This window comes from Hyphomicrobium sp. (assembly GCF_035687085.1).
Classification (GTDB): Bacteria; Pseudomonadota; Alphaproteobacteria; order Rhizobiales; family Hyphomicrobiaceae; genus Hyphomicrobium_B.
Window position 1 is genome coordinate 25,845 of record NZ_DASRYS010000007.1, and the last position, 14,165, is coordinate 40,009.

Here is a 14,165-nt window from a genome sequence, read left to right on the forward strand (position 1 = left end):
CCTACGACCCGCCGCGGAAACGGCGACGATAGTCGACGCTGTACAGCGCGCTCTCGCGGAAGTCGTCACGTCCCAGTGCCTCGCCAACGAGGATCAGCGCGGTCCGCTCCGGTCCGGCCTCAGCTGTTTGTGCAGCGATGGTTTGCAGCGTGCCGCGAATGATCTGTTCCTCCGGCCATGTCGCGCGATAGACGACGGCCGCCGGACAGTCCGGCCCGTAGAATGGCAGGAGGCGCCTGACGACGTCGCCGATCGCATGGATCGACAGATGCACCGCAAGCGTCGCACGCGTCGCAGCGAAGGACTCGAGCTGCTCATGCTCAGGCATTGCCGAAGCACGCCCGGGCGTTCGCGTCAGCACGACCGATTGCGCAATCTCGGGCAATGTCAGCTCCCGCGCCAGAACGGCAGAGGCTGCGGCGAACGCCGGCACGCCCGGGGTCACCGTATACCCGACGCCCAACTGATCGAGACGGCGGAGCTGCTCGCCGAGCGCGCTCCAGATGGACAGATCTCCCGAGTGCAGCCGCGCCACATCCTTGCCGTCCCGCGTCGCCTGCGCCATACGCGCGATGATCTCTTCGAGCGTCATCGGCGCGGTGTCAACGACTTCGGCGCCCTCAGGGCAATACGCCAGCAGCGCCTGCGGAACCAACGAGCCCGCGTAAAGACAAACCGGGCAGCGCGCGACGAGATCGCGTCCACGCACGGTAATGAGATCCGCCGCGCCCGGCCCCGCGCCGATGAAGTGCACCGTCATCGCGATTAGCCTCCCCGCCCCGGTGATTGCGCGGCGGCGACGGTGATATTGCCGATCACGCGCCTCGGCATGATGAGGCGCGAACCAGCACCCGCGCTCACCAACGCAGCTGCTTCCGCAATCGAATTTACACCGAAGAGCGCCAGCGATCGTTTTGAACGCGTCACGCAGTCCGCACTTCGTTCGCGCAAACCGATGAGCATCACTGGCCGGAAGGAAAGCGCCGCACGCTCCGCCGCGGCCTGCACGTGACGCGCAAACGTTGCGGTGGCGAGCGTCGCCACTTCTTCGCATCCGCCCGCTTCGCGGCAAGCCAATTCAAGCGCCGCATCAAAATCGTCAGGATGAGCGGAGTTGCTCGCTCCGATGCCGATGGCAATCATGCAGCACCATGAGGCTTCACAGAAACCCACTGTAATACGGGCATTCCCGGACGCCACGCGGTGAGACGCCCAACCGGCTCCGCACGTTCAACGCTCATGCGCGTCAACGATCCCCCATGTCTCTGATGCGCCGCAAGCAGCGCCGCCTCGGACTGAAGCGTAACCGCGTTGGCGACGATCCGCGCGCCCGGCTTCAACGCATTCCAGCAGGCCTCGATGACTTTACCATCCGCCGTACCGCAACCGATGAAAATTGCATCCGGCTGCGGCAGTCCCTCAAGCGCATCAGGCGCAGCGCCGTGGCGAAGATCGAAATGCGGCACGCCAAGAGTGACGGCATTGCGCACCGCCCGCGCGGCCCGCGCCGCATCGCGCTCAATGCCAATCGCTCTGTTCGCCGGATGCGCGAGCAGCCATTCGATACCAATCGAACCGCTGCCGGCACCGACATCCCAAAGCATCTGTCCAGCACCGGGCTGCAGCGACGACAACGTGACGGCGCGGATCTCGCGCTTGGTCAATTGCCCATCATTCTCGAAATAATCATCGGGCAGCCCCGCCGTATACGCGATCGGCTGTGCAGAAGCGCTCGCAACGACATCGACGCCAATGATGTTCAGTGGATCGACGTCCGCGAAAGCGAATTCCTTCGCGCATACCCTCCTGATACGTTCGCGCGGACCGCCGAGCGCCTCCATGACGACAACCCTGCTCTCGCCAAACCCCCAATCCCTCAGAAGCTTCGCCACTTCGCGCGGCGTATCACCGTTGAGTGACAGCGCCAGGATCCGCCGGCCATGATGCACATGACGGCGGATGAGCGGCGTCAGCCCCTTCATGTTGAGCCCGAGCGTCGTCACATCCTGCAACGGCCATCCCAGACGTGAAGCGGCGAGCGAGAAGCTCGAGGGCGCAGGCAAAACCTGCATCTCCTCGAACGGAATTGACCGCGCCAACGTCACACCCGCACCGAACCAGAACGGATCGCCCGACGCCAACACCACGACAGGCGTTCCCCGCCGCGCCAGGATCGCCGTTGCCGTCGCTTCGAGCGGTTTCTCCCACTCTGCTTTCTCTCCCGGCGTGTCGCCCGCGAGTTCGAGATGCCGCTTGCCGCCGACGACGAGTTCCGCCGCATCGAGCAACGTGCATGCAGCCGCAGACAAACCCTTGCGGCCGTCTTCGCCAATCCCGATGATGGACAGCCATCGTCCGCTCATGGCATGGGGCTCCCGGCATGATCACGAAGCCCGACAGTCCGTTGCGTGTATTGCTCCTTGGCGGAACGACCGAGGCGGCTGCTCTTGCGCGGGCGTTGGCGGACGATAAACGTCTCGCCGCAACGCTCTCCCTCGCTGGCCGCACGGCAAATCCTGTTGCGAGCCCGCTGCCCGTGCGCATCGGTGGCTTCGGCGGCGTCGACGGTCTCTCCGCTTACCTGGCGCACGCGCGCATCGATCTCGTCATCGACGCGACGCACCCTTTCGCAGCCCGCATGAGCGCGAACGCCATTTCTGCCGCCGCAGCCGTTGGCATCCCGCTGCTCGCGATCGAGCGGCCGCCCTGGACGCGCACCGGCGGCGATGACTGGATCGAGTACGACAGCATCGAAGCTGCTATCGCTGGCCTCCCGGCAGCTCCGCAAAACGTTTTTTCCGCGCTTGGCCGCCAGGCCATTCCCGCACTGAGCAAAGCCCCGCAGCACCGCTACCTGATCCGCGTCGTCGATGCGAGCGACGCGCCCGCAAACCTTCCGCACGCGACGATGATCGCGGCGCGCGGACCTTTCCGCGCGGAAGACGACATCGAGCTCTTCAGCCGCCACGGCATCCGCCACGTACTTGCCAAAAATGCTGGCGGCAATGCCGCCTATGCCAAGATCGAAGCGGCGCGAAAGCTCGGTATAAAAGTCCACATGGTTCGCCGCCCCGCTATCGCTGCGCGCGAGACGGTAACGTCCGTTGAGGCCGCGCTTGCCTGGATTACGAGGCACCATCAGCTTCGCTCCGAACGCGGCGTATAAACCCAGGCGCGGCCATCGGCAGACTTCACCTGGCGCGTCGCGCGCGACCCGACGATGACAAGCGTGCGCATGTCGCAGGGCATATCCGCCGCCCGCGCGAGTGTCGTCACGTCGATCTCCTCATCGCTTCTTCCCACAGCGCGCGCGAACACGACGACTGCCTCAGGCGGCAGCACGCCACTCAAAATTTCGAACGCTTGCTTGATCTGTTGCGGTCGCGCCTTCGATGCCGGGTTGTAGAGCGCAATGACGAAGTCTGCTTGCCCCGCGAGCCGCAACCGCTTCTCGATCGTCGCCCACGGCTTCAAATTATCGGACAGCGAAATGGCGCAGAAGTCATGCCCCAAGGGCGCTCCAATCCGCGCCGCCGCAGCGAGCATCGCCGTCACGCCGGGCTCGACGCGAATATCGACGCCCTCACTCAAGGCCGGGCTTTCTTCGATGGCCTCGAAGACGGCGGCGGCCATCGCGAACACGCCAGGATCTCCGCCGGACACTACGGCAACGCGCTTGCCCTCGGCCGCAAACGCCAGTGCGCGCTTAGCTCTCGCCAACTCTTCGCGATTGTCGGAGGCCTCGATCACCTGCCCGGGCCGCGCCGCAATGCGGTTCACATAGGGCGTGTAACCGAGGATCATCTCGGCAGCCTCCACGGCAGCCCGCGCTGCGGGCGTCACCCAGCTTTCAGGCCCCGGCCCCAGACCCGCTATGACAAGCTCACCCTTCATGCGATGCGCCGCCCGCGGCCGCCCGGCAGCAGCACGATGGAGAAATAGGGAACAGCACAATCTCCGAGTTCCGCGAGCGGCACGATCCGCTCGCCCGGCATCGTTCCCCGTTCGACATAGATCGCATCGTGGAAGCGCCCCGCGTCGGTCAGCGCCTCCTTGATTTTCTGCAAGTTGTGACCGACCTTCATGATCACGGCCGCGTCTGCGCCACCGAGATGCTTCGCGAGCACTGCGCGATCGAGCGTCCCCGGCAGAACCGTTAGAACATCGTCGCCATAGGTGATCGGCGCGCGCGCCGCCGTCCAGCATCCCGACATGCCCGTGATGCCCGGCACCACCGTCACCGGATGCGCCTGCTTGATGCGATCATACATATGCAGAAACGATCCGTAGAAGAATGGATCGCCCTCACATAACAGCGCCACATCGCGCCCGGCAGTGAGATGCCCCGCAATCGTTTCGGCGCAGCGCGCGTAGAATTCGCGGATCGCCGAGACATATCCCTCTTCGCGGAAATCGATCTCGGTTGTGACGGGGTAATCAAACGCCGTCTCGATCGCCCTTTCGCAGATGTGCGCACTCGCAATCGTGCGTGCGTGACCCGCCCGCCCGCTCTTGCGGAAATGGGCGACGACGGGCGCTGCACCGAGCACGCGCACCGCCTTCAGCGTCATGAGCTCGGGATCTCCAGGCCCAAGGCCGACGCCGAACAGCGTCCCGGATTTCTCACTCGTCATTCGGCCTCGCTTGCCAGCGCGTTGACGGCTGCCGCGGCCATGGCGCTGCCACCTTTGCGTCCGCGCACGATGGCGAACGGAATCCGCCCGTCGCTCGCGAGCGCCTCTTTGGATTCCGCCGCGCCGACGAAACCGACAGGCATGCCGATGACGGCCGCAGGCTTCGGCGCGCCCGCATCCAGCATTTCAAGAAGCCGGAAGAGCGCCGTCGGCGCATTGCCCACAACGACGACCGCACCACCGAGCTGCGGCCGCCACAGCTCCATTGCGGCAGCCGTCCGTGTATTCCTGATTTTAGCCGCGATCTCAGGCACGCGCGGATCGCGAAGCGTGCAGACGACTGGATTGTCCGCAGGCAGCCGCGCACGCGTAATTCCGTTGGCGACCATCATGGAGTCGCAGAGAATGGGCGCACCGCAAGCCAGCGCGGACGCTACATCGAGCGCAAACGTCGGTGACATCACGATGTCTTTCGCAATCTCGACCATACCGCAGGCATGGATGATCCTGACCGCGACGCGCTCTTCCTCTGCCGAGAACCGCGCGAGATCCGCCTCCGCGCGAATGATCGCGAACGACTGCGCGTAGATCGCCGCGCCCTCCCGGATGTAATCCTGAACGGTCATGATGCCGCTTCCAAAATGAACCGCGAAACGGCGTTGCTGATGTCGTCTGGCTCTAGGCCGGCGATCGCGACCGCGTCGCCGGGACAGCCGTTGCGGATGAGATCATAGCGTCCGGAGTGTGCGACGACCGTGACATCCGCCGGCGACCGGCACGCACACCCTTTTGCGCAACCGGAAATGTGAACGGAATGACCAAGCAAGGCGCCGTTCAAGGTTTCGGCCAAACGCTGCGCATCGCGGCGCGTATCGGTCGTGGCGTTCCGGCATCCCGGTGATCCGGTGCAAACGTCCATCCCCAAGCGAACGTCATCGGCTGACGAAATCAGATGCAGTTCATCGGCCGCATGCAGAAGCCGTTCTGCGCAAATACGGTCAGCAATTGAGAAAACGAGAATGCGCTTCGGGCTCGTGAAAACCGCTCCGGCGTTCGCCTGCCCTGCCGCTTCGCAGAGTCTCTTGAGCTGACCGGCATTGATCCGCCCGAACGGCAAGCCCACGCCGACCCCGAACACAACATCTCCTCGCGCCAGCAGTCCGGCGGGCGGGGAATGAGTTTCTGCTTCCCATGAGCGGGGTGAGGCCTTCAGTCCGGCCATCTCGAAAATGCGGGTGGCTTCAAACCGCGCAACGGCATCCCCCATACGCCTGAGAGCCGGATCGCGCGCAGCAAGATCAATGAACACGAGTGCCAATCCATGCACCGCTGCAATCAGCGAATCTTCTGGCACGGCCGCGCAAAGATCCGCCGCTCCATCGAGACCGATGACGAAACCGCGGTCCAGCGATGCGACCATGACATCAGCCGTCCGGCCACCAACGTGCAGCTCTCTGCTTCCCGAAAAGCTGAAGCCAAACTTCGCCGGAAGCGCCCAAAGGTGTGAATCCTCTGCAAGCACATCCTCGAATCGCGCCGCCAGTCCGCGAATGTCGGCAAGCTCGGGATCAATTCCGCTCAGCGGACCGACAACGATATTGCGCACGGCTTCGATCTCCGGCGTGCGATCAATCAAACCCGCATCTCGCAGCGCGGCGATTGCGCCGTCGTGACTGTCCTCTGATAAGCCGCGCAATTGCAGATTACCGCGATTGGTCAGATCGACCTCACCCGAGCCGAACCGCTCTGCCACTTCCGCAATGAGCTGGAGCGCAGGAATGGTAAACACCCCTGCACGCGGCCTGATGCGCACAAGCAAACCATCGCCCGAGGTCATCGGCCGAAGCGCGCCGGGACACCAACCTTTGATCAAATGCGGAGGCGCGGTCATTCGGCGGCCTCCCGTGGCCCGCCTGACGGCGCTTGCAAATCGTTGCGGCGCGGCTGCCAGAGCCCGCTCGAAACGGCTTCCGCGAAACGCCGGCGCATCGCCTCCATCGCTGCTGGATTTTCGCGTTCGATGAATGCCGCAACAGCGGGATCTCCGAGATACGCGTTGTAAAGCCGCTCAAAGCCGCCGTTATCTACGGCAGACGCCGTGGCCGCGAACGCGAATGCCGCGTCCACAGTTTGCGCCATCTCGGCCGCCCCGCGAAAACCGTGCCGCATCTGTCCCGCAATCCAGCACGTGTTGGCGGCACGGCCATGAATGACGCGCGCGCATTCTTCTTGCAGCGTCCGCACGCGCGGGCTCTCCGGCCGAGCCGTATCACCGTGATAGAGCGCGACGTCGCCATTCCCAAGGGCCGCAGCAGCCGCTGCGAATCCGCCTTCGTGCGCAGCAAAATCGCCGCCGGTCAGAAGATCGATCTCGCTGTGATCCTGCACGTGGACGAATGCATCCGCAGCTTTCACACGATCTTTGAAAGCATCTCCTGCTTCGGCACCAGCCGAATCGCTGCGATGGCTGTGCGCAGAACTCGACAGATAAGCTTGGCCAAGCTCCTCGCGTTTCGCCCAATCCCCGCGATCGATGTGCTGCATCACACCCGCGCCATAGCTGCCGTCGGGAGGACCGAAAATGCGATCGATCCTGCCGCTCGCAGAATGGCCACGCAACGGATTGTCCACCTCGTCTTCCGCCAAACCGGCGACGAGCGACACAGCACTGTCGAACAGCGCAAGCTGCGCACCGAACATATCGCGGAAGAGACCCGAAATGCGCAGCGTCACGTCCACCCGAGGACGTCCTAGCTCCGCCAAGGCTTCCGTTTCGATGCCCGTCACGCGATACGAGCGATGATCCCAAACCGGCCTGACGCCGAGCAGAGCCAGCGCTGCCGCAAGCTCCTCACCGCCGGTCCGGAGCGTCGCGCTGCCCCACAGATCGAGCACGATGGCGCGTGGCCAATCACCGTGATCGCTCACATACCGATCGAGAATGGCCCTCGCTGCGCGTTTTCCATTCGCCCATGCCGTCGCCGTCGGCACGCTGCGCGGATCAACGCTGTAAAGATTGCGCCCCGTCGGCAACACATCGGAACGCCCGCGGCTCGGCGCACCTGCGGGCCCCGGCTCTATGAACTGCCCATCCAGCGCGCGAACAATCGCATCAAGCTCATTCTCATCGAGCACATGCAGACCATCGCGAATGGCAAGCTCCTTCACGTCGCAGAGAAAAGCATCGATGCGCATCAGCGCGTCGCTAGCCGGCATGTTCGCGTCGAGGCCGCACCGCTCGGCAATACCGGCACGAACGGCAGCATCGACGATCTCTCCGGACAGAACCTTCCGCCGCCGCGGATCCAATCCGTCGGCGGATGAAAATTCATCGACGAGCCCTTCGAGTTCGCTCAACGGCCCGGACAATCCCGCTTCGGTCATCGGCGGCGGGCGGTGCCCGAGCGTCACGGCAGCAAGTCTGCGCTTCGCCTGCGCCGCCTCTCCCGGATCATTGACGATGAACGGGTTGATCATCGGCAGCGGTCCGAGCAAAGCGCGCGGTGCGCACGCATCGCTGCCGGCAATTGCCTTACCCGGCAGCCATTCGAGCGTGCCATGAGCGCCGAGATGGATCAGCGCATCGATCTTCGCGACCTGCCGGAGCCAGAGATAAAACGCGACATAGCTATGGCGGGGCGGAGTGACAGGATCGTGATACTGCGCCTTTCGGTCCTGCGCCTGCCCGCGCTCCGGCTGCAAGCTGATAAGCAAATGACCGCATGTCACAATGCGAAACGAGAATGCGCCGTTAGCAGCAAAGCCGTCCGCTTCCGGCTCGCCCCACGCGGCCATGACAGTTTTACGAAAGGCTTCAGTAAGCTGGTTGAAAGCGGCGCGATAATCTTCGAGAGCCCACCGCACCGCGGGCGCTTCTGAACCAAGCCGCTGGACGAGATCGATCGCGCCTTCAGGCGCGGCCGAAATGGCATAACCTTCATCACTTAAACGCGCCGCAATCTTGCAGGCGCTTTCGAGCCCATCGAGTCCGACCGCATGCGCGATCTGATCCGGCCGCCCCGGATACGTCGATAAGAGCAGCGCAATCCGCTTGTCGTTTCGTGGTAAGGCCCGCAGCTTCACCCAGGCGCTCGCGAGGTCGGCGACGTGGGCAATGCCCGCTTCGTAAGGAGCATGCCGCAACAGCGATATTCCGAGATCGCGGCCAAGCTCGTCCTCTTCCTTGAACGACACGACACCGGCGAAAAGGCGCCCGTCGAGTTCCGGCAGCACAACGTGCATTGCCAGATCCGACGCACCAAGCCCGCGCTGCGAAGTCTCCCACTGCTCGCGCGAGGCGTTTGCCAAAGCGACTTGCAGAACCGGACAATCAGACCGGTCGAGCGGAGAGCCTTGTTCACCATCACGCGCGGCGAACGCCGTTGCGTTGATGATGACGCTCGGACCCAGCCGCTTCAGTTCGCCCGCAAGCCACGCAGAGGCATCCGGCGATTTGAGACTGGGCACGTAAAGCGCCGCCGTCGCAAGACCTCGCGCGCCAAGCGCGTCGACAAGCGCATCGATCGGCGCCACGTCGCCCGCAAGCAGATGCGAACGATAGAAAATCACCGCGGCTGTTCCGCCAGCGCCAGGCACCTCCGCACGTTCGCGATAAATGCCAAAGCTTGGAATGACCGCTGGCTCGGGAATACGCGACTCGTCTCGCTCCGCCAGAGCCAGCAAACCTTGCAGCGCTGCACGTGTATTCTCGACGCCGCCCTGATCCAAAAGCGCGCCAAGCCGCGTCAGATCCTCAGGCTCAACCGTTGACAGCGCATCGAGACGCATGTCGGGACGGCCGTCGCCCGGCACGATGGCCAGGGCAATGCCAACCTCGCGGCAGCGCTTGCCAAATTGCTCGCCGCCGTAACGCCAATAATCGAGCCCGCCGAGCAAACGGATAAGCACCGCCTTCGTGCCCTTAAGCGTCGTGTCAGTAAAAAGATCAACCGACATCGGATGCCGAAGCGCGTTCAAGTTCGCCGCGCGAAGGCTCGGCCGATCGCTTTCGCCAACTGCACGGAACGCCGCCGCCGCCATCGCCAGATCGGAATCGGAAAACGACAGAAAGATGAGATCAGCAGGCGCAAGCCCAAGATCCTGAGGCACGGCCGCCTCATCGAGATCCCGGCTCTCGCGAACGACGATGTGCATTAGACAGCGCCTGTCAAAGTCCTGGTGATGCTCTCTCGATCAAGGCCCCTCTGGCCGATGACGACGATTTTTCCGAGCCGCGGCTCGCCATCTCGCCATGGCCGCTCGTATCGCGTATCGACGCGCGATCCCACGCCCTGCAATAAAAGCCGCATCGGCTTGCCGTCGATTGCCGCGAAACCTTTGACGCGCAGCACGTCGTGCGCGTCTGCGATCGCCTTCGCACGCGAGGCGAGATCCCCGGGCGACGCAAGCGCCGGCACCTCGACAATGAACGTCTCGAAATCATCGTGGTCATGATCGGTCTCGTTGTCGTGATGTGACTGGCGCGCCGCGAGATCGTTCTCCGCCGCCGCCGAAAGCCCTAGCAACACGCTCGAAGGCACGCGGCCCTCGCGCGTCGCCACGATCTTGATCGCGCGCGGAATGTTACCGTTGATTTCCTGGATGATCGCGCTTGCCTCATCCGTCGTCAGCAGATCGGCTTTGTTCAGAACAACGAGATCGGCGCAAAGAAGCTGATCCTCGTAGACTTCCTCGAGCGGATTCTCATGATCGACCGAAGGATCAGCGGCACGTTGCGCCGCAACTTTCACTGGATCGTCCGCAAAGCGCCCGGCCTTCACAGCCGGCCCGTCGACAACTGTCACGACGCCATCAACCGTTACACGATTGCGAATGTCGGGCCACTCGAAAGCCTTGATCAGCGGCTTCGGCAGCGCGAGGCCCGATGTCTCGACAATGATGTGCTCAGGTGGCGGATTACGCCCAAGCAAAGCCTCGAGCGTCGGCACGAAATCATCTGCCACCGTGCAGCAGAGACATCCATTCGTCAGCTCAACGATGTTTTCCTCGGGACAATTCGCAATACCGCACGAACGCAGGATGGCGCCATCGACGCCGACATCGCCGAATTCGTTGACAATGAGGGCCAAGCGCCGCCCTTCCGCGTTCTCGATCACGTGCCGCACGAGCGTTGTCTTACCTGCGCCCAGGAAACCCGTGACGATGGTGACAGGCACCTTGCGCGCACTCATGGTGCAAACTCCACGAGTTTCTGGGCGCAGAAACGCGAATGCGGCTTTACCGCGAAAGCTCCAATGCGAGCTTTCACACGCGATTCAGGTGAATACTGGAAGGGCGCGCAACACCGTGCGCGCAGCATCGTGAAGTACATTTTAACCTTTCTCGCCCCACCGGCGACGGGTCACAACAATTCTGCGACGGCAGGTCTCCTGGCTCGCGGGTCTCAGCGTCTGGCGACCTTCCCGGTTTCCCAGTGGTCATATCGCCAGCGCTCACCGCTCACAGTTGCGGGGGCAGCTGCGGAGTAAATACCGCATTCCCTTTGAACCCTCTTGCGAGGGACCGTCGACACCACCGATAAGTGAGCGCCTTTGCTTCGTCAATCGCCATCGCAAATCGAAATCCATCCGAAAGCCGACCGACCATGCCGACGCCGCCCCTGCCGCAACTGACCCTGGTTCTCGGAGGCGCACGCTCCGGCAAAAGCCTGTACGCTGAAAAAATGTTGATGAGCGTGCCTGGACCCTGGGCCTACATTGCAACGGCTGAAGCGTTCGACGATGAGATGCACGCGCGGATCAAACAGCATCAAAGGCGCCGGGGCAGCGGCTGGGTCGAGTATGAAACGCCGCTCGAAATAGCCGACACTCTGATGGATCGAACGTCCGAGCTACCATCCCTCGTAGATTGCTTGACGTTATGGGTTTCAAATCTGATGCATGCTGAGCGTTCAATTCCCGATGCGACGGAGGATTTGATCGTCGCTCTGTCGAAGCGCATCGCACCTTGCGTCATCGTCTCCAACGAAGTGGGCCTCGGCATCGTGCCCGATAATGCACTCGCACGGGCCTTCCGCGATGAAGCCGGACGCCTCAATCAAACGATCGCAGCCGTAGCGGATAAGGTTGTACTGGTGGCCGCCGGCTTGCCGCTCACCTTGAAAGGCTGAAGGCGACGTGATGAGCGATCCATCGGACACCGACGCCGAACGCCACACGGCCAAGATGGCCAAGCGCAAAGCCGTGCAAGACGCGGAGGTCGCATCGAAAGCGATTGAAAAAGGCGTGCTGCTCGTACACACCGGCCCGGGCAAAGGCAAATCGACAGCAGCCTTTGGATTAGCCTTGCGCGCGCTTGGACACGGTTGGCGCATCGGCGTCGTGCAATTCATCAAGGGCGCATGGAAGACGGGCGAGTGCGACGCGCTGCGGATGTTCGGCGATCAGGTCTCCTGGCACACGATGGGCGAAGGCTTCACGTGGGAAACGCAGGACAAAGCGCGCGACATCAGAGCAGCTGAGCGCGCTTGGGCGAAAGCGAAAGAATTGATGGCAGATTCCTCGATCCGCCTTCTCATCCTTGACGAACTCAACATCGCGCTCCGCTACGACTACCTGCCGCTCGAAGATGTCATCGAAACCCTCCGCACAAGGCGGCCCGATCTCCACGTCGTCGTGACGGGCCGCAACGCCAAGCCGGAATTGATCGCGCTCGCTGACGGCGTCACGGAAATGGCCGCCGTGAAGCATCACTTCGCCACGGGCGTCAAAGCGCAGGAAGGCATCGAATTCTAATGCCGGCGCGGGCACTGATGTTTTCAGGGACTGGATCCGACATCGGCAAATCACTGATGGTTGCGGGACTTTGCCGGCTTCTCGCCAACCACGGCATGCGCGTGCTGCCCTTCAAACCGCAAAACATGTCGAACAACGCGGCCGTGACGGCCGATGGCGGCGAGATCGGCCGTGCGCAAGCCCTGCAGGCGCGCGCTGCCCGGGTTGCGCCCACCGTTCACATGAACCCCGTTCTGCTGAAACCCGAAAGCGAGACGGGCGCGCAAATCGTCGTTCAAGGACGGATGATCGGCTCCTCCCGGGCCCGCGACTTTCAAGCAAAGAAGCCGTCTCTCATGCCGGCAGTCCTCGATAGCTTTCACCGGCTGAAAGCCGATGCCGATATCGTTCTCGTCGAAGGCGCAGGCAGCGCCTCCGAAATCAATCTCCGCAAGAACGATATTGCCAACCTCGGCTTCGCCCGCGCTGCCGATGTGCCCGTCATCCTGATCGGCGACATCGACCGCGGCGGCGTCATCGCCAGCCTTGTCGGCACGCAGCGCGTTCTCGACCGCGAAGATGCAGCCATGATCCGCGGCTTCATCGTCAACAAGATGCGCGGCGACCCCACTCTCTTCGCCGATGGCATGACGGCAATTGCCCAAATGACGGGATGGACGCCGCTCGGCCTCGTGCCGTTCTTCAACGACGCGCGAAAGCTGCCGGCCGAAGATGCGCTCGCCCTTCGCGATCTCGCCAAAGCAACGAAGTCCGATACGGACGCAAGGCTGCGCATCGCCGTTCCGGTCCTGCCGCGCATTTCCAATTTCGATGATTTGGATCCGCTGCGCAGCGAGCCGGGTGTCGTCGTGACGATGATCGAAACTGGTCAGACAATCCCCCCTGATGCAGACCTCATTCTGCTGCCAGGCTCGAAAGCGACGATCGACGATCTCGCCGCCCTTCGCACTGAGGGCTGGGATATCGACATCAAGGCCCACGCTCGCCGCGGCGGCCGCGTGCTCGGCCTTTGCGGCGGTTATCAAATGCTGGGCAAGCGGATTTCCGATCCCGCAGGTATTGAAGGCCCGCCTCGAACTGTGGAAGGCCTCGGACTGCTCGACATCGAGACGGAATTTGGAATGGAGAAAACACTCGCGGCTGTGGCCGGATCTCTCAACGGCAGTGGCGCGGCTTTTCGCGGCTACGAGATGCACGTGGGCCGGACAGTGGGTCCGGACACTGCCCGCCCGATCCTGACGTTTGCCGATGGCCGCAGCGACGGCGCGACATCACCGAACGGCCGCATCGCAGGATGCTACGTCCACGGGCTCTTCTCCTCCGACGCAGCACGCGCGGCCGTTCTTTCCGGCTTCGGAGTTGCAGCTTCCGCCTTCAGATACGAAAGCGAGATTGACAACATTCTTGATGGCTTTGCCGAGCATCTGGCTCGGCACGTGGCGATCGACGAGCTTCTCAGCCTCGCAGAATGACGGCCAAGGCGAGCAGCGTCGCAACCATGATGCCCCAAGCAATCATCGCCAGGCGCAGCGCTGCATCGATGTCATCCGCCGTCAGATCGCGGCGGCCGTTGCCCATGAACGCATCCTCCACACGCACGTCGCCATAAATTTTCGGACCATTGAGTTTGAAATCGAGCGCGCCCGCCATCGCGCTTTCGGCCCAGCCGGCATTCGGCGACCTATGCTTGGAAGCATCGCGCGACATTGCCTCGAGCGCCGCCGCTGGCGAGGCGCCCGGCACGAATAAGGCCGCTGCCGCGAACAGCAACCCGGTC

Annotated in this window: 14 protein-coding genes and 1 riboswitch; of the genes, 4 read left to right on the forward strand and 10 right to left on the reverse strand. The window is 63.1% G+C overall.

The genetic code is table 11. From position 1 onward, the window contains the following. Window position 1 precedes the first annotated feature (1 nt). From cobM to cbiE, 3 genes are read right to left on the reverse strand one after another with little or no spacing between them, the layout of a single operon-like run. Window positions 2-760 carry a precorrin-4 C(11)-methyltransferase gene (gene cobM / locus VFG26_RS06730; protein WP_325023545.1) on the reverse strand — a complete coding sequence of 253 codons (759 nt, stop codon included), beginning with the start codon at window positions 758-760 and terminating at the stop codon, window positions 2-4. A gap of 5 nt (window positions 761-765) precedes the next feature. Beyond that, a complete protein-coding gene (locus VFG26_RS06735) occupies window positions 766-1,143 on the reverse strand; it encodes a cobalamin biosynthesis protein (protein ID WP_325023547.1) in 378 nt (125 codons plus the stop codon). Further along, complete coding sequence (cbiE, locus tag VFG26_RS06740; protein ID WP_325023549.1) at window positions 1,140-2,363, reverse strand: precorrin-6y C5,15-methyltransferase (decarboxylating) subunit CbiE; 1,224 nt, start codon at window positions 2,361-2,363, stop codon at window positions 1,140-1,142. The genes VFG26_RS06735 and cbiE overlap by 4 nt, the downstream gene beginning before the upstream one ends. A gap of 17 nt (window positions 2,364-2,380) precedes the next feature. Here cbiE and VFG26_RS06745 point away from each other — a divergent pair, with 17 nt between their 5' ends. Further along, window positions 2,381-3,166, forward strand: coding sequence for a cobalt-precorrin-6A reductase (locus VFG26_RS06745; protein WP_325023551.1), 786 nt, complete (start codon window positions 2,381-2,383; stop codon window positions 3,164-3,166). Here the strand turns inward: VFG26_RS06745 and cobJ are convergent. The 6 genes from cobJ to cobW are packed head-to-tail and all read right to left on the reverse strand — an operon-like array spanning window position 3,139 to window position 10,825. After that, complete coding sequence (gene cobJ / locus VFG26_RS06750) at window positions 3,139-3,894, reverse strand: precorrin-3B C(17)-methyltransferase (RefSeq protein ID WP_325023554.1); 756 nt, start codon at window positions 3,892-3,894, stop codon at window positions 3,139-3,141. The genes VFG26_RS06745 and cobJ overlap by 28 nt on opposite strands. After that, the gene (locus tag VFG26_RS06755; RefSeq protein ID WP_325023556.1) at window positions 3,891-4,634 is read right to left on the reverse strand and encodes a precorrin-2 C(20)-methyltransferase; all 744 of its coding nucleotides are present in this window, start codon (window positions 4,632-4,634) and stop codon (window positions 3,891-3,893) included. Before VFG26_RS06755 ends, cobJ begins: the two co-directional genes overlap by 4 nt. Next, window positions 4,631-5,260, reverse strand: a complete 630-nt coding sequence (locus VFG26_RS06760; protein ID WP_325023558.1) for a precorrin-8X methylmutase — start codon at window positions 5,258-5,260, stop codon at window positions 4,631-4,633. Before VFG26_RS06760 ends, VFG26_RS06755 begins: the two co-directional genes overlap by 4 nt. Then, a complete protein-coding gene (gene cobG, locus VFG26_RS06765) occupies window positions 5,257-6,525 on the reverse strand; it encodes a precorrin-3B synthase (protein ID WP_325023560.1) in 1,269 nt (422 codons plus the stop codon). The genes VFG26_RS06760 and cobG overlap by 4 nt, the downstream gene beginning before the upstream one ends. Continuing rightward, window positions 6,522-9,788: a cobaltochelatase subunit CobN gene (cobN, locus tag VFG26_RS06770; protein ID WP_325023562.1), complete on the reverse strand. Its 3,267-nt coding sequence runs from the start codon at window positions 9,786-9,788 to the stop codon at window positions 6,522-6,524. Before cobN ends, cobG begins: the two co-directional genes overlap by 4 nt. Then, window positions 9,788-10,825 carry a cobalamin biosynthesis protein CobW gene (cobW, locus tag VFG26_RS06775; protein WP_325023564.1) on the reverse strand — a complete coding sequence of 346 codons (1,038 nt, stop codon included), beginning with the start codon at window positions 10,823-10,825 and terminating at the stop codon, window positions 9,788-9,790. The genes cobN and cobW overlap by 1 nt, the downstream gene beginning before the upstream one ends. 171 nt (window positions 10,826-10,996) lie before the next feature. Beyond that, window positions 10,997-11,176, reverse strand: a riboswitch (cobalamin riboswitch). Between the two features lie 62 nt (window positions 11,177-11,238). On the opposite strand from cobW, the gene cobU reads away from it, so the two are divergent. Genes cobU through VFG26_RS06790 form a run of 3 tightly spaced genes read left to right on the forward strand, consistent with a single transcriptional unit; the run spans window position 11,239 to window position 13,860 of the window. Further along, window positions 11,239-11,763, forward strand: a complete 525-nt coding sequence (gene cobU, locus VFG26_RS06780; protein ID WP_325023566.1) for a bifunctional adenosylcobinamide kinase/adenosylcobinamide-phosphate guanylyltransferase — start codon at window positions 11,239-11,241, stop codon at window positions 11,761-11,763. Window positions 11,764-11,773: 10 nt separating this feature from the next. Then, window positions 11,774-12,388, forward strand: coding sequence for a cob(I)yrinic acid a,c-diamide adenosyltransferase (cobO, locus tag VFG26_RS06785; protein ID WP_325023567.1), 615 nt, complete (start codon window positions 11,774-11,776; stop codon window positions 12,386-12,388). Continuing rightward, on the forward strand, window positions 12,388-13,860 hold the full coding sequence (locus VFG26_RS06790; protein ID WP_325023569.1) for a cobyric acid synthase: 1,473 nt from the start codon (window positions 12,388-12,390) through the stop codon (window positions 13,858-13,860). Before cobO ends, VFG26_RS06790 begins: the two co-directional genes overlap by 1 nt. Here VFG26_RS06790 and VFG26_RS06795 read toward each other — a convergent pair. Further along, the coding region (locus VFG26_RS06795; protein WP_325023570.1) for a cobalamin biosynthesis protein at window positions 13,844-14,165 on the reverse strand (322 nt) is incomplete at its 5' end. The genes VFG26_RS06790 and VFG26_RS06795 overlap by 17 nt on opposite strands.

Bases quoted from the DNA above. Each gene is read 5' to 3' on its own strand.
- cobM (WP_325023545.1), bottom strand. From the start codon at position 760: ATGACGGTGCACTTCATCGGCGCGGGGCCGGGCGCGGCGGATCTCATT.
- VFG26_RS06735 (WP_325023547.1), bottom strand. From the start codon at position 1,143: ATGATTGCCATCGGCATCGGAGCGAGCAACTCCGCTCATCCTGACGAT.
- cbiE (WP_325023549.1), bottom strand. From the start codon at position 2,363: ATGAGCGGACGATGGCTGTCCATCATCGGGATTGGCGAAGACGGCCGC.
- VFG26_RS06745 (WP_325023551.1), top strand. From the start codon at position 2,381: ATGATCACGAAGCCCGACAGTCCGTTGCGTGTATTGCTCCTTGGCGGA.
- cobJ (WP_325023554.1), bottom strand. From the start codon at position 3,894: ATGAAGGGTGAGCTTGTCATAGCGGGTCTGGGGCCGGGGCCTGAAAGC.
- VFG26_RS06755 (WP_325023556.1), bottom strand. From the start codon at position 4,634: ATGACGAGTGAGAAATCCGGGACGCTGTTCGGCGTCGGCCTTGGGCCT.
- VFG26_RS06760 (WP_325023558.1), bottom strand. From the start codon at position 5,260: ATGACCGTTCAGGATTACATCCGGGAGGGCGCGGCGATCTACGCGCAG.
- cobG (WP_325023560.1), bottom strand. From the start codon at position 6,525: ATGACCGCGCCTCCGCATTTGATCAAAGGTTGGTGTCCCGGCGCGCTT.
- cobN (WP_325023562.1), bottom strand. From the start codon at position 9,788: ATGCACATCGTCGTTCGCGAGAGCCGGGATCTCGATGAGGCGGCCGTG.
- cobW (WP_325023564.1), bottom strand. From the start codon at position 10,825: ATGAGTGCGCGCAAGGTGCCTGTCACCATCGTCACGGGTTTCCTGGGC.
- cobU (WP_325023566.1), top strand. From the start codon at position 11,239: ATGCCGACGCCGCCCCTGCCGCAACTGACCCTGGTTCTCGGAGGCGCA.
- cobO (WP_325023567.1), top strand. From the start codon at position 11,774: ATGAGCGATCCATCGGACACCGACGCCGAACGCCACACGGCCAAGATG.
- VFG26_RS06790 (WP_325023569.1), top strand. From the start codon at position 12,388: ATGCCGGCGCGGGCACTGATGTTTTCAGGGACTGGATCCGACATCGGC.